The sequence below is a fragment of the Sulfurospirillum diekertiae genome (assembly GCF_002309535.1).
Classification (GTDB): Bacteria; Campylobacterota; Campylobacteria; order Campylobacterales; family Sulfurospirillaceae; genus Sulfurospirillum; species Sulfurospirillum diekertiae.
The window spans coordinates 2,601,204-2,617,202 of record NZ_CP023275.1 but is presented as its reverse complement, the minus strand read 5'-3'; the positions used below and the strand labels follow the sequence as shown (position 1 = coordinate 2,617,202).

Sequence of the window (15,999 nt, the reverse complement as noted above, 5' to 3'; positions counted from 1 at the left end):
CTAATGCTTTACATGTAAAGATTTGAATCGCGTAGCTAAACGATCAAAAAAGAGATAAATGACGGGTGTCGTGAACAGGGTCAACACTTGGCTTACGAGCAATCCTCCCACCATCACAAGTCCTAATGGATGTCTTAATTCAGACCCCACACCTGTTCCAACCATCAAGGGAATCGCTGAAAACAGTGCGGCTAAGGTGGTCATTAAAATAGGACGAAAGCGCAATAAGCACGCTTGATAGATGGCATCTCGTGGTGATTGTCCCTGATGCCTTTCCGCTTCAAGGGCAAAATCAATCATCATAATGGCATTCTTTTTAACGATACCAATTAATAAAATAATACCAATGATGGCGATAATATCCAGATCGTTTTTGGTAAATAAGAGCATCAAAAGAGCTCCCACCCCCGCAGAAGGAAGTGTTGAAAGAATGGTAAGAGGATGGATATAACTTTCGTACAGAACACCTAAAACAATATACATAGTCACAATGGCTGCTAGAATAAGAAGTAACGTATTGGTCAGTGATTTTTGAAATGCCGCCGCCGCTCCTTGAAAGCGTAATTCCATACTAGGGGGTAATCCAAGCGTATCTTTTTGCTGTTGGATCGCCTCTGTTGCATCGCCCAAAGAGGCGTTGGGTGCAAGGTTAAATGAAATGGTTGTGGTCGGAAATTGATCCAGATGATTGATGACTAAAGGCGTTTGGCGCTCGCTAATATGGGCGATAGCACTGAGTGGAATGGTCGCCCCCGTGCTACTCGTGACGTAAAGGTTTTCAAGCGCACCAGGTCCCATTTGATACCGAGGTTCTACTTCGAGGATAACGCGATATTGGCTGGTTTGTGTGTAGATGGTTGAGATTAAGCGTTGTCCGAACGCATTGTAGAGTGCCGCATCGATGGCCGCGACGCTAATGCCCAAACGACTTGCAGTTGAGCGGTCAATATCGACGTAGATTTGAAGTCCTTGATCTTGTTGATCGCTTGCAACATCTCTTAATTGTGAAAGCTGATGGAGCGCTTCGATAATTTTGGGTGTCCATGTCTCAAGGTCTTTGGCATTGGCACTCTCTAAGGTAAATTGGTATTGAGTTCGACTCACCCTATCTTCAAGGCTCAAGTCTTGAATGGGTTGCATGTAAAGCGTAATGCCCTCTACATCATGAAGCTTTGTTTGAAGTGCTTGAATGATCTCCTGCGCATTGTGTTGACGTTGATCATGGGGCTTAAGGTTGATGAGAATGCGTCCACTATTGAGTGTGGTATTCACACCATCAACGCCGATAAAAGAGGAAATACTCTCGATATCGGGATTTTCTAAGATTTTATCGGCAAGTTCACACTGTTTTTGTGCCATAGCGCTAAAGGAAATGGCTTGTGGTGCTTCGGTGATCCCTTGAATAGCGCCCGTATCTTGGATGGGAAAAAATCCTTTGGGAATGTACACGTACAACAAGGCATTTAAAAACATAGTTAACACAGCAATGGTGAGCATCATTTTTTGACGATCAAGAACCCATGTGAGCATCTTGGCATAGCCTTGAATCATCGCATCAATGATAGCGCCACTGTAACGGTAAAATTTCCCCTGTTCATTCATCGGTTTTTTACCCAACAATTTAGCGCTCATCATCGGCGTCAATGTTAAGGAAATAAATGCTGAAATCAAGATAGCAACAGCCAAGGTGATGGCAAATTCACGAAACAGTCTTCCAACGACATCTTGCATAAAAACAAGTGGAATTAAAACCGCCAAAAGTGAGATGGTTAAAGAGATGATGGTAAACCCAATCTGTTTCGAGCCTTTGAGCGCTGCATCCAAGGGATTTTCTCCCTCTTCAATGTACCGTGCGATATTTTCAATCATGACAATAGCATCATCGACAACAAATCCTGTGGCAATCGTCAGCGCCATCAGCGTTAAATTGTTCAAGCTAAAGCCCAAAAGGTACATTGCCCCAAATGTTCCGACCAATGAAAGGGGTACGGCGACGCTTGGAATTAACGTCGCAGGGATATTGCGTAAAAAAACAAAGATGACCATAACCACCAAAATAACCGCTAAGATGAGCTCCTGTTTGACATCTTGAACCGAAGCACGAATGGTTGTCGTACGGTCCGTGAGCAGTGAAACTTCCACCGCATTGGGTAAGGATTCTTGCAGTTGAGGGAGAAGTTTTTTGACACGATCGACGACTTCGATCACGTTGGAGCCAGGTTGGCGTTGAATATTGATCAAAATAGCAGGCGTGGTATTTTTCCATGCCGCCAAACGTACATTTTCAGCGTCATCAATGACGGTTGCAACGTCGGTAAGGCGAATAGCTCTGCCGTTTGTGTAGGCGATAATAATATTTTCATACTCTTTGGCAGATTTCAGTTGATCATTAGCATCGATGGTCGAGGCGTTTTTAGGACCGTCAAATCCGCCTTTAGCTTGGTTGACATTAGCACTAGTGACGATGGTTCGCAGCGTCTCCAAAGAGATGCCATAGGCGGATAACGCTTTGGGGTTGACTTGGATACGAACAGCGGGTTTTTGTCCTCCACTTAAACTGACTAACCCTACACCGCTTAATTGTGAAATTTTTTGGGCAATACGCGTGTCGACCAAATTTTGTACCACAGGCAGTGGCATGGTTTTAGAAGTCACGGCAAGGGTTAAAATAGGCGTATCCGCAGGATTGACTTTGTTGTAAATAGGAGGCGTGGGCAGATCGGTTGGCAACATAGATGTAGCGGCATTGATGGCCGCTTGAACCTCTTGTTCGGCAACGTCTAAGGCCAATTTGAGATCAAACTGCAACGTAATAATAGAAGACCCACCCGAACTGGTGGATAACATTTGATTGAGTCCTGGCATTTGCCCAAATTGTCTCTCTAATGGAGCGGTAATCGAAGAGGTGATGACATCAGGACTCGCCCCTGGGTAAAGCGTGACAACTTGAATGGTCGGGTAATCAACTTCAGGCAATGCCGATAATGAGAGCATGCGATAGCCGATACTGCCTGCTAATAAGAGAGCAAGCATCACCAACGATGTTGCGATAGGCCTTAAAATAAAGATGCGAGAAGGGTTCATTTTTGCGTATCGTTTTTAGTACGAGAAGCTTTTGAAGGCGTTTCTTTCGTGGCGTTCATGTCGACTTTACTTCCTTCACGCAATTTATCCACACCATCAACGACAACGATGTCGCTCAGGTTTAAGCCCTCTTCAATGATCGAATTGCCATTTTGGGTAGAGCTTATTTTAACCTGTTGCACACTCACCGTTTGATCTTCTTTGACACGGTAAACAAAATTACCTTGTGAGCCGTGTTGTATGGCTGCACTGGGAACATACAGTGCATTTTGCTTCGTTGTAACTAAAAGATGAATATTGACAAATTGATTGGGGAAGAGCTTGTTCTCAGTGTTATCAAATTCTGCTTTGAATTTGAGTGTGCCTGTTGCGGTATCGATTTGGTTGTCCATACTGGCAAGGTGCCCTTTGGCGATGAGTATGGAGTCACTTCGATCGTACGCTTCAACTTCAAGTGTTTTCGTGTCGTGTAAAGCTTGGGTGATGGCAGGAACTTTGTCTTCGGGTAAGGTAAAGGTGGCTGAAATCGGATTGATTTGCGCAATCACCGCTAAGCCTGTGGTATCGGAGGCGTGGATCATATTGCCTTTATCGACCAAGCGAAGACCTATTCGTCCGCTCGTAGGTGCTGTAATCGTGCTGTAGTCTAGTTGCAATTTGGCACTATCGATGGAGGCTTCGTCTACTTTTATCGTCCCTTGGTATTGATGCACAAGGGCTGTTTGGGTGTCTAAAACTTGTTTGGAGATAGAATCTTGTTGCAAAAGCACTTCATAACGCTTCAGATCAATCAGCGCATTTTCAAGGAGTGCTTGGTCTTTCAACAGTTGTCCTTGCGCTTGTTTGAGCTGTACTTCAAAGCTTCTTGCATCAATTTTTGCAAGAACATCGCCTTGTTTAACCATTTGTCCTTCGGTGAACAAAATATCCATCAACTGCCCATCCACGCGGCTTTTCACAACGACATTGGACAAAGGAATGACGGTTCCAAGACCCTGAAAAAAGATTTTAATAGCACCTTGCTGAACAGGAGCCGTTGAAACGGACATCACTCGTGTAGCAAAGACTTTTCTAGGATCATTGCTTGTGCTAGGTTGACTTTTAAAAACAGTAAAATAACTTGCTATGCCAATAAGAGTGCCTATGATGAGGACGAGAGCCCATTTTTTGAGAGATGATTTTTGATTTTTGATGGTTTCGGAAGGAGTGGAAAATGACATAAAATTGACCTTTTTGTAAAATAAAGAGTCTTTGACACGCTTTTGCCAAACGAAAATAAAGGTTTGGTATCTGTGACGGTATTATATCAATGAAATGTTAACTAACTTTAATGGAATGAGGCATCTAATGTTAAATGAAGTTTATTTCTAGGCATATAAGCTTTTTGACATACACGGATATTTAATTATTTTAGTAATTTATGGATAACGAGTAAAAAAATTTGAAGATTTTAATTTGTTTGAAAGTCCCTAAAATAGGGATGGTGCGGATAAAGAGACTCGAACTCCCATGCCTCTCGGCACCAGATCCTAAGTCCGATTATGAAGATAATTACAAGTAATTATAAGTGCTTACAATATTCGTATTTTAGGGCTTTATAAAGACATGATGACTTTTTTGTAAGGTACACATAACTATAATTGTATATGAAAATGTGTACCCTAATGTGTACCCTAACACAACATATTCAAGGTTGTAAAAATGGCTGATATCTTTGTAAAAGTAAATATCCCAAATGTAGATTGTCGTAATATATATTTTATTAACAATGATGAAATTTTTAGTGGCAAGGAAATCACAAAAGCTCCAACCTATATTCCTCGAGATTTTAAGCTCGTACTTCGCATTACATATGTTAATCAAAGTTGTGTGCGAACACAAACTAAAAAAACATTTGATTTTTCTCAAAAGACCACTTTTTTACAAGCTCTTCGACAGGTTTCTTCTCAAAGAGAAATACTATTGACAAAGTTAATAGAAGGCTCGCATAAAGAATTGAAGATTAAAATTCCAACTCTTCAGCAAGCATGGGAAGAATTTATGGATATGAAGAAGAATCAACTCTCCCTCAATACACTTGTTTCGTATAAGACGTTTGCTAACAAATGGATACTTTCTCAACCAGACTTAGCAAAGGCGCCCATTGATAAAGTTACAACACGTAAATTACAATCGATTGTTAATGGTATTTTAGATTCTGGGAAAAGCCCTCGTACTGCAAAATCGTTAAAAGAAACTCTTCGACCTATGTTCAAACGCTATGTATTAGATGGGACATTAAAATCAAATCCAGCAGACTTAATTCAAATACCAAAATTTGATAATCAGATGAGCGTTGAATTATCCGATGAAAAAACAAAAGAGCTTTACGATATTTTGTATAACTATCCATTAGAGCCTTTTAAAAGTATATTTATTTGGTTAACGCATGGTAGAAGGCTCAATGAGACATTAAGCCTTCAATGGAGTGACATTAACCTTGAAAACAACACTTATACTATCAAATACGAGAACAATAAAGTCAGAAAGCCGATGACGTATAAATTGAGCAAAGAACTTATAGGAACACTAGAAGTTCTAGGAATTAAGAGTGGAAATCATTATATTTTCCATGCGTTCAGCGATAAAAGTAGAAAAATGGATAAGGGAACGGTACGTAATCATTGGGATAAAGTCTTAAAACAGCTAGGCGTTCATCTGAGAATTCATGATTTGAGGCATTTGATTGGTGGTACACTTGTATCGAGTGGTAGAACCTTAGAGCAAGTGGCTTCTGTTTTAGGGCATACGTCCATTAGTGTGACAAAGCGGTATTCTAAAGTTCGTCAAGAAGTTGCTGCTGAATCATTAGATGATTTTTTTAGTAGAGTAAGAAAATAAGTGTTATTAATATTTGATAGTAAAAATATTTCTCAAAAAATGAATATCTGATATGCACAATAAAAGTTATTTATATGTATTGTATTACATATAAAATTGATGTATAATTGTTTTATAAAACATTAGGATGGGCTATGTTGGAAGAACTCTTTATTAAAAGTCGTGAATTTATAGCACTCAATAATCAAGTATATAAGCGTTATTTTTTAACAACACAACTATTAGAACATAGGCTTTCTATTATTATTGGAGCAAGAGGTATTGGTAAAACAACGACGATTGCACAATATATGAGCTTATATTATAAAGAGCATGAAGCTTTGTATGTTAACCTTGATGATATTCAAAACACCGCCCAATTTAGTATGACAGAGATTGCAGAAGAGTTTGTTTTAAATGGTGGAAAGCTACTATGCTTTGATGAGATTCACAAATATAACTCTTGGTCAGCTGAACTTAAAAACATCTATGATCGTTTTGGTGAACTTAAAATTATTGCTACAGGAAGTTCGGCTTTACAAATTAATCAAGGTAGCCATGATCTCAGCAGGCGAGCGATCGTCTATACAATGGTAGGAATGAGCTTTCGAGAATTTTTAGAATTGCACTATGGTTTTAAATTTAGTCCATATAGTTTACAAGATGTTTTAGAAAAGCACGTGGAGATAGCAACAGAGGTTAAAAAACAGATTGAACAAAAAGAGCATAAGATTATCCCTTTGTTTAAAAATTATCTCAAATACGGTTATTATCCTTATTATTTATCAATGCCCAATACAACACTTTTTTTGCAAACCCTTCAACAGAATATCAATGTCTCCATTGAGAGTGATTTACTCTACGTCTATCCAAAACTTAATGGTACCAGTATTAAAAAAATCAAAACATTGCTTTCTATTATTATCAAAAGTGTACCGTTTGAACCCAATATGAGTGATATGAAAAAAGCAGCAGATATCACCGATGATAGAACATTAAAAGAGTATCTTTCAAAACTAGATGACGCAGGGCTTATTAAGCTTTTGATGCGAAACGCTTTAGCTATGAAGTCTATTGATAAACCAGAGAAGATTTATCTAGCTAATCCAAATCTAATGTATACAAAAGAGCCTGATATTGGGAATTTGAGAGAAACTTTCTTTGTAAATCAGTTAGACAATTATTATAAAATCAAACGAAGCCTTAATGATGATGGTATCTTTGCTGGTAAAAGTGGAGATTTTTACTGTGAGGAAAAATATACATTTGAAGTGGGTGGTAAAAAGAAGGGTTTTAGTCAAATTAAAGACACCCCTGATTCTTATGTTGTGAGTGATGATCTAGAAATAGGCATTGGTTACAAAATTCCATTATGGCTCTTTGGATTTTTGTATTAGTTAATGTGAAGACAAAGAGGTTTATAAAGAGACCAATAAACGATTAAATACAAATAATCGTACCATTTATGGTATGATTATGCTATCCTAATTAAACCACTTTGGAATACAACTATGAAACGATGGATTTGGCAATACAATAATTATCCGCATTTTACTTACAATTTTGAGAAGCTAGAACAGTTACTTCAAAAGATCTCTATGGAGCAAGGCTATCTTCTTGCTCTTACGCAAACAATGAGTAAAGATACCATTCTTCAAAGACAATGTGATGCTTTGCTAAATGAAACACTAAGTACTGCTGCCATCGAAGGAGAAATACTTAATCGTGATAGTGTCAAAGCTTCTATTGCTAAGAAATTTGGATTGAAAGAGATCGATGATAAGAAGATTATTGATTCAACAGATAATCTCGTTGCAATCCTGATAGATGCTAATACTAACTATGATAAAGCATTGACATTAGAGAGACTCTTTGGTTGGCATAATGCACTTTTTCCTAAAGGCTATAGTGGTTTACGTAAAATAAACACAGCAACATTTAGAGGTGAAGAGACTATGCAAGTTGTTGGTGGATCAATTGGAAAAGAAGTTATTTATTATGAAGCACCGCCACGAAATGAGCTAGACAATGAAATGCAGAGGTTTTTAGAATGGTTCAATACTGAAAAACCAAGCCTTATCAAAGCGTGCATTGCTCATTTATGGTTTGTTATCATTCATCCCTTTGATGATGGTAATGGAAGAATCACAAGGGCTATTACTGATTTAGTATTATCCAATATTGAAAACTCTAAAATATCAAGACTCTATTCTATGTCAAGCTCAATTAATGAAAACAAAAAAGCTTACTATTCTGCACTTGAATATACAACTGGGTATATCAAAAAGGTAGATAATCATCTTGACATTACACTGTGGTGTGAATGGTTTTTAAATACACTCTATCAAGCATTGCTTGATACCAAAAGTAAATTGAATCATATTATTTTTAAAACAGAATTTTGGGATAAACATAGAGATCAACCATTTAACGCTAGACAAATCAAAGTCATGAACTTTGTTTTAGATATTGGCATAGAGAATTTCAAAGGGAATTTAAGTAAGAAGAAATACATGAGTATTGCGGATACTGCTTCGACAACGGCATCAAGAGATATTGCGGAATTGCTAGAGTTTGGGTGTCTTGAACAGATTGAGGGAACTGCTGGGAGGAATGTGAGTTATAAGATTATTATATAAAAAATGCAGCTCGAACTTACTGTATTAGAGGTAAAAACCTCTTTAATCGAGGTGTTTACCAAAATGTTTGTGTGTGAAACTGCTTTGTTCGGAAGGGAGCGTTAGTCACATTCTTCCAGTTCATTTTTGTGAAAAGATTACCTAATATATCCATAATTACAATCAACAATTTTGACTTTAATATTTTTTCAATACTAGTTTCTCCTCAAAATTATAAAAACAATGGATTAAGAGACAATTTTAATTGTCTCCTTTTTCTACCACGCCTGAAAAAGTACAGGCTGAACCATGATAATACATGCACTGTTCTTCTGTTAATATAGCAGTCTCACCATCGAACACAATATTTATTTTACATGGTTCTTCACCAGGTTTTTGTGTAAAGACCATATGCTTTCCCTTAAGTGTTCCAATTCCTGATATGTTTCCAATACAACTACCATTATTTGTGACAGCATCCAATACAATATTATATACAGTTTGAGCAGGTGTTATTTTCATCGACACTTCACCAATACCTTCTTGCATTTCTCCATCCCATATACCTGAAATGGTATCATTCGAAGATTTGTTTTTATTCGTATCCTTGGAAGCTGGAGCTACTTCCTCGACAACTGGAGCTACTTCCTTGACAACTGGAACTACTTCCTTGACAACTGGAACTACTTCCGTTATCCGTGACCTCGATAAATGACTTGCATCATAGCTTGGAATTGTGACACCAAGAATTGCGAGAAAACTCAAACATGGAAGAATTAATTTGTCACGATGTATTTTAGCAAAAAATGGTTTTTTGGGACGCTGAAATGCTATTGCCAATTTATTACGTTCATCATCACTTAAATCATTCATGGCATTAGAGGATGCCTTCATTTGAGTCAATAGTGAATCTCGTATTTTTTTCGAGTACCCAATTAAAGAATAGCGCCTTAAGAGCGCATATGAACCAACGGCACTCACAAATCCTATCCCTATCCAAGTAAATACCCAAAAATAACTTGTTGCTATCAAACTTGATAGCCCAACTATTACAGGAATAAAACCTTTATATACTTCTTGTTTTTTTTCTTTATCTTCCGGCAAAGCATCAGCTATTATTTCATTGCTACCAATTCCATCTATCCATACTTGATACTCAGCTCCTTTATAATCAAACACAGCGTGGCATATTGGCACATAAACAGTTTTGCTTGAATGTGACATTGTTGCACTCCAATGCCAATCTTTCTGTCGATCACCTTGTCCATGATTTTTTACACTACGTTCAATAATAGAATTAGTCTCATTTTTAAGAGATGCAAATGAATTTGACTCAGATATGCAGAAATTTTCAGTTTCAACTCCTTGCAAAAACGATGGGTTAAAATCCGTCATTTTTCCTTCTATAGCTGTAAACTTTACAAGATCTGTAGGACGCAATTCTGATTCATGCAATTTATTTCCTGCATATTCAGCAACAAAAAAGACTCCTGTATCTGTACCATTTGCTGGTCTCCAGTCTGTTACAGTTCTTGTACGAGTCTGTGGTTCTTGGACTGTGTAACCTCTGCGATTCGCCCCTTGGCCAGTCCATTTTGTTACTGAAACATATTCAGTGTAATGTTCTTGACGGTCATAACCAAATGAAGCTGTCCACGTAGCCTCAAATTCAACTTGAAATTTATATGCTGGAACGTAAAAAAATTGACGATTAATAATTTTTGCTTCCTCAATCATATCATCAGGTGTGTAGTTTCCACTAGCCATATACTCATAAACTCTATTTTCCAAATCCTGTTTTTTCACAGTTAATGGAATTACTTTTTCAACATGATCTGAAACTCTATTTTCAGGTTTGGCAATTTCATTTATTGCACCACAATACGGGCACTTCAATGACTGATTTCCCGCTTCATATTCAATCTCTCCTCCACACCCATTACACAGTAGATTTAAAGACATTTTTATCCCTCATTAATAAATTAATTGTTATGCTTTACTACGAGCTGAACGTAAATAAATATCACGTTGAGCCATTAATACTTCAATTTTTGAAATCAGGTTTTGAATATTTGATGAATTATCCAAGGTTAATTCATCATTGATTGCTTGAATAATACTTTCGATTTGAATATCTTGTGGAGTTTCACCCATAACATCACTGGCCACATATCTTAATTTTTCAACAAGCTTTTCCAACGAATTCTTCGAATTTGCATCTGATGTAATAGTGCAGAAACCTTTCAATGTGGTTTGCCATTGAAAATGCTTACTCGGTTCATTAGATTGTTCGGTTGCATTATTTACAATACTGAGGGCCGTATTTAACATAAATAAACTGATTATAAATGTACCAATAACAAAGACATCTAATGCTAATGCTAATTTCGGATAGCCTGCTACTGCCAGAACAAAAGCACCAGAAGCAAGTAAAAGCATCCAACCAATTATGACACCTAATGGTCCAATTGAAGCCAGATGATTCGCATTATTAGAACCTTGTCTTTTTGCAACAATGTTAGGTGTATAAAAAACAAATCCCAGTGCTAATGCAAAAATAATAACCGAAATAATGGTTGATAAATTCCAAGACTTATCAGGAACCAATATAAAAGCTATTACCAATACCATTATACTGGCAACAATTGCTACAATATTGAACACTCCCAATAAACGCATTATCACTCCTTGAAAAATTTACTGTGCTTCACCACAGGCATTACAAAATTTAGCTCCAATTGATAAGTCACTTCCGCATTTAACACACAATGGAGTTGTTTTCTTACCGCATTCTGGACAAAACTTAATGCCGTTTGGAATTGTTGTGTTGCAACTTGAGCATGCAACTGGCATAGAATTCCCACAGCGACGACATTGTTTAGCACCATCAGGATTATCTTCGCCACATACTGGGCAATTATTAACAGGATCAGCGCAATTTGGACAAAATTTTGACCCATGAGGAATGATCGCATTACACTTATCACATGTTATAGGTTGTCTGTTGGGTTCATTTGAAACTACAGTAAGCATCGCACCACAATTTCCACAGAATTTAGTTCCTACTGGATTTGCAGTATTGCACTTCTGACAAATAATTTGAGTTTGCGCCATATTAGGCTGCATGTTGGGTGTAATTTGAGCAAAAGCATTTCCAAAAGGAAGTCCCATACCAACTCCCATGCCCATTCCAAGACCTGCACCCATGACGCTCCCCGCACTTCCTTCATTGCCTGCAGCGGTTTGCATCACATCGAAACTGCGCTCTTGCTGATAATTAAATCCTAATAAGCCCATTTCCGTACGTTTTGCTAATGCAGTTTTCAATGAAATAACAGCTGGATCATCTTCGGGAACATTGATTGAATGAATGTTGAATTGAGTCAGACCGATCCCATATTCTTCCATCTCAGGAATAAGTGAATCTTTTAGCATGTTCGAAAGCACTTCAAGTTCTGTAGAAATTTCCAAGACAGAGTGACCATTTTTTATGATTGCATTTGCAATACCAGTTTTAATTTTTGTAGTCAATACGCCCTTAAAATAATCCGACATTGTATTAACATCAAATCCAGAAAGAGTTCCAACAAGTTTTAATAAAAATTTTTTGGCATCTGTAGTTTTTATACCGTATTGACCGAATGCTCGAACCGGTATCATAAGTTGATATTTAGGATCTTGTAGCTGAATTGGATCAGGTGTCCCCCACCTAATATCAAGATTAGTTGCGCGATTGACATACCAAACTTCTGCAGTGAAAGGTGACTTTCCTCCAAATGGTATGCCAATTAAACTTCGCAATAGAGGAATGTTTTCTGTTGATAAAGTGTGTCTACCTGCACCAAAAGGCCCTTGATAAACACCTTCTTTTACAACATATGCTTCTTGTGTCTCATTTACAATCAACTGTGTCCATGTTGAAAGCTCTTCCGAGGGAAATTTCCAAGCTAATATATTTGGGTTACCATTCCATTTAACTAAATCCACTACCGCCATTATGAAGCCTATAAATATATTTAAACCAATTCTATTCTAATTATACTTAAAGACGTAATGAAAACAATGAGAGGCTGAAACTGCCGTAAGATTTTGTTTCCATGGTGGTTTGTAAAGGATTATTTAAAATGAATTTTAAAAAGTGAAAAAATTGCCCAAAGTGTAAAAATTTAGAAGCAAAAAAGAATGGATTTCAAAGAGAAATTTAGCTGGAATGCCCCTATATCTATAGATGCACTTTAATTCTGCGAAGCTATATTCATTTTAAAATCACTTTAGACATATTTTCATGTTGTTTATTGCCTAAATTTCTTAAAATTTTCAGCTTGTTCAAATATCTCTTTAAACACTTCATCTTTTGTAATTGGTGGATAGCCATGTTTTGCAAGCAACATTATCAAATCCACTTTGAGTTCAGCTTTGATGTCTTCTCGTATATTCCAATCGGTATATTTAGATTTATCATCGACGACAATTTTGACTTCTTTTGCAAGAGCTATTAATTTATTATCAGGATATGAAAAGTCATATTTGATAGAGATCATTTTCAAGATATCGTAAAAAGCTTTCTCCTCAAAATCAATACCTAAATCTCCAAATGACTCTTTCTCTTTTTTCAATGCATTATAAAGATCAATAATCTCATCAGTGAAGTCCTCAAGGACTTCACTGACAAGTACATCTTCTTCTTTTCTTTCATTATATTTTGCAACTAAAGCAGTAAATTTTTTTGAAAAATCAATTGCTTTGACTTTATTTGTTTTTTTAAATTCTTCTAATGCTTTGGCTAAAAGCTGTTGCAATAGCTTGATCTTCGTATTAGGTAGCTTTATTTTATTAATTTTGTTTATATAATCTTCATCAAAAATATCAATTTTTGATTCTTCTTCACTGCCTAATTTATAGATCACTTGAATACCATCACTTTTAAGAGCTTCTTCTATCATTTTTGCAACTTTTGAATTCATTTGCGCAGTATCGGGGGCATTGCCACGAGTTAGTTTCACTACAATTGAGCGAACAGCTAAATAAAAATGAATAAAATCTTTTTCGAGTTGCGTAAATTCTTCACTACCACAACAAATATCATAGGCAGATTTTAATCGTTTAACAAGATAGATAAAGCGTGTTTCAAGCTCTTTAGTCAATTGAACATATTCACTTGCAAGGTTTAAACACTCAAGTTGTTCTAGTGTGGTTCCGCTAAAGTACAAATGGCTGTCAAATTTATGAAAAAGTTTTGAAAGCAAGTCTAAATGATCTTTAACCACTACAATAGAGGCTTGTATATCTTCAAAATTTTTACTATCAACCTTTGAAAACTGTTTTAACGCTTTATTCATGGCTGTTTTAATACCAATGTAATCTACAACAAGCCCTTTATCTTTATCTGCATATTTTCTATTGACCCGTGAAATGGTTTGGATAAGATTGTGTTGCTGTATAGGTTTGTCTATATAGATCGTATCTAAGCAAGGTACATCAAATCCTGTAAGCCACATATCAACAACAATGGCTATTTTAAAGTTTGATTTTTCATTTTTAAATTGCGTATCGAGTGTCTTTCTATACTCTTTGGTTCCTAGAAGATTGTATAACTCTTTTTCGTCATCTTTATTTCGAGTCATAATCATTTTGAGTTTTTCAAGAGGGAGTATCTTCTTTTTCTCTTTCTCACTAAGCTCAACATTTTCATCACAGATACGCTTTTCATTCCATTGTGGTCTTAACGCAATAATCTCTTTAAAAAGGGCATAGGCTATAGGTCTACTACTGGAAACGAAGATAGCTTTACCTTTGAGTGTGGCTCCTTCACTTACTCTTGCTTCATAATGTTCTACAAAATCTTTTGCTAAGGCTTTGATTCTCTTAGGATCACCAAGGATGCTCTCCATGTTTGCCATAGCTTTTTTGCTCTCATCAATTTGATGCTCGTTTGCTCCAACATTAGCGCACTCTTCATAGTATTCTTCTATCTCATGAAGCTTACTGTTATCCAGCAACACTTTTGCAGCTCTTCCTTCATAAACGATCTTAACGGTAATCTCATCTCGAACGGATTCAGTCATGGTATAACTATCAATGACATCACCAAAAACATCTAATGTTCCATCGATTGGCGTTCCTGTAAATCCAACATAGGTTGCATTTGGTAATGAATCATGCAGGTATTTTGCAAAACCAAATGTCTTTTTAACACCATCTTTTGTGGTTTTAATCTTTTGATCTAGGTTAATTTGGCTTCTATGCGCTTCATCGGATATACAGATGATGTTTTCTCTATTGCTAAGTAGCTCAATATCTTCTGTGAATTTATGGATGGTTGTTAAAAAAACACCACCGCTTTCTCTACCTCTTAATTTTTGTCTTAAATCTTCTCGGCTTTCAACACTGACAACACCATCATCACCTATAAAACTTTTAGCATTTGAAAATTGACTACTAAGTTGTACATCTAGGTCTGTTCTATCAGTGATAAGAATGATTGTAGGACTAGAAAAATGGATACTTTTCATTAATAATCGAGTGAGATAAAGCATGGTAAAGCTTTTACCGCATCCTGTAGCACCAAAATATGTACCACCCTTGCCATCACCGTGTGGCTTTTGGTGAAGTTTTATATTTTCATAGAGTTTTCTAGCCGCGTAATATTGGGGATATCGGCAAACGATTTTTTCTTCTTGTTTTGATTTATCGGGCATGTAAATAAAATTGTGAATGATGTCGATGAGTCGTTCACGATTAAATGCTCCTTTAATCATGGAGTGCATCGAAGCAATACCATCTACCTCTACTTCATTACCTGTGATTTTTCTCCAAGCATAAAAAAATTCATAAGGTGAGAAAAATGAACCTACCTTATTATTCACTCCATCACTGATGATACAAAATGCATTGTATTTAAAAAGTTCTGGGATATCTCTTCGGTATCGTGTAGTAAGCTGTACATACGCATCATGTATCGTTGCTTCTTCACGCACGGCACTTTTAAACTCAAAAACAACCAATGGCATACCATTTATATACAGTATGCCATCAGGTATTCTTTTTTCATATCCAATAATTTCTAGCTGATTGACAATTTTGAAGGTGTTTTTGTCTAAATTTTCATAGTCTATCAGTTCTATATAGATGTCTTTTTCGTTTGCATCTTCTCGTTTAAAGATAAATCCATCAGATACGAGTTTCATGATAGCTTTATTGCTATCGTATAAATCACTAGAAGGGTAGTTTTCCAATGTACGGATAATCTGAGCAATTTCACTTTCAGTAATATGCTGAGCGTGGTATTTGGAAGAAAGATAGTTTTTAAGATCATCTTTGAGTAAGACTTCGTTTTCAGCTCTTATGAGTGTTTCACCATTTTGATGGGTCATACCTTGTTCATGAAGCAACTCTATAAATGCTTGTTCTAGTTTTTCTTCTGTGAATTTACCCATGG

9 protein-coding genes are annotated in these 15,999 nt (G+C 36.6%); 3 read left to right on the top strand and 6 right to left on the bottom strand.

The annotated features are described in order from the left end of the window. Nucleotides 1-3,084 carry an MdtB/MuxB family multidrug efflux RND transporter permease subunit gene (locus tag SJPD1_RS13420; protein WP_096047594.1) on the bottom strand — a complete coding sequence of 1,028 codons (3,084 nt, stop codon included), beginning with the start codon at nt 3,082-3,084 and terminating at the stop codon, nt 1-3. Further along, nucleotides 3,081-4,304, bottom strand: a complete 1,224-nt coding sequence (locus SJPD1_RS13415) for an MdtA/MuxA family multidrug efflux RND transporter periplasmic adaptor subunit (RefSeq protein ID WP_096047593.1) — start codon at nt 4,302-4,304, stop codon at nt 3,081-3,083. The genes SJPD1_RS13420 and SJPD1_RS13415 overlap by 4 nt, the downstream gene beginning before the upstream one ends. Nucleotides 4,305-4,785: 481 nt before the next feature. On the opposite strand from SJPD1_RS13415, the gene SJPD1_RS13410 reads away from it, so the two are divergent. The 3 genes from SJPD1_RS13410 (at nt 4,786) to SJPD1_RS13400 (ending at nt 8,582) form a co-directional block, all read left to right on the top strand. Then, on the top strand, nt 4,786-5,964 hold the full coding sequence (locus tag SJPD1_RS13410; protein WP_096047592.1) for a site-specific integrase: 1,179 nt from the start codon (nt 4,786-4,788) through the stop codon (nt 5,962-5,964). A 134-nt stretch (nt 5,965-6,098) separates the two neighbouring features. Then, nucleotides 6,099-7,340, top strand: coding sequence for an ATP-binding protein (locus SJPD1_RS13405; RefSeq protein ID WP_096047591.1), 1,242 nt, complete (start codon nt 6,099-6,101; stop codon nt 7,338-7,340). 114 nt (nt 7,341-7,454) lie between these two features. After that, nucleotides 7,455-8,582 (top strand): Fic family protein, encoded by a 1,128-nt coding sequence (locus SJPD1_RS13400; protein WP_096047590.1) that lies wholly within the window; start codon nt 7,455-7,457, stop codon nt 8,580-8,582. 240 nt (nt 8,583-8,822) lie between these two features. On the opposite strand, the gene SJPD1_RS13395 is transcribed toward SJPD1_RS13400, so the two are convergent. The 4 genes from SJPD1_RS13395 to SJPD1_RS13380 form a co-directional block, all read right to left on the bottom strand. Beyond that, the gene (locus SJPD1_RS13395) at nt 8,823-10,523 is read right to left on the bottom strand and encodes a TFIIB-type zinc ribbon-containing protein (protein ID WP_096047589.1); all 1,701 of its coding nucleotides are present in this window, start codon (nt 10,521-10,523) and stop codon (nt 8,823-8,825) included. Between the two features lie 27 nt (nt 10,524-10,550). Next, nucleotides 10,551-11,240: a hypothetical protein gene (locus SJPD1_RS13390; RefSeq protein ID WP_096047588.1), complete on the bottom strand. Its 690-nt coding sequence runs from the start codon at nt 11,238-11,240 to the stop codon at nt 10,551-10,553. An 18-nt stretch (nt 11,241-11,258) separates the two neighbouring features. Beyond that, complete coding sequence (locus tag SJPD1_RS13385; RefSeq protein WP_096047587.1) at nt 11,259-12,557, bottom strand: SPFH domain-containing protein; 1,299 nt, start codon at nt 12,555-12,557, stop codon at nt 11,259-11,261. Between the two features lie 296 nt (nt 12,558-12,853). Then, nucleotides 12,854-15,997 (bottom strand): type I restriction endonuclease subunit R, encoded by a 3,144-nt coding sequence (locus tag SJPD1_RS13380; RefSeq protein WP_096047586.1) that lies wholly within the window; start codon nt 15,995-15,997, stop codon nt 12,854-12,856. Nucleotides 15,998-15,999 lie beyond the last annotated feature (2 nt).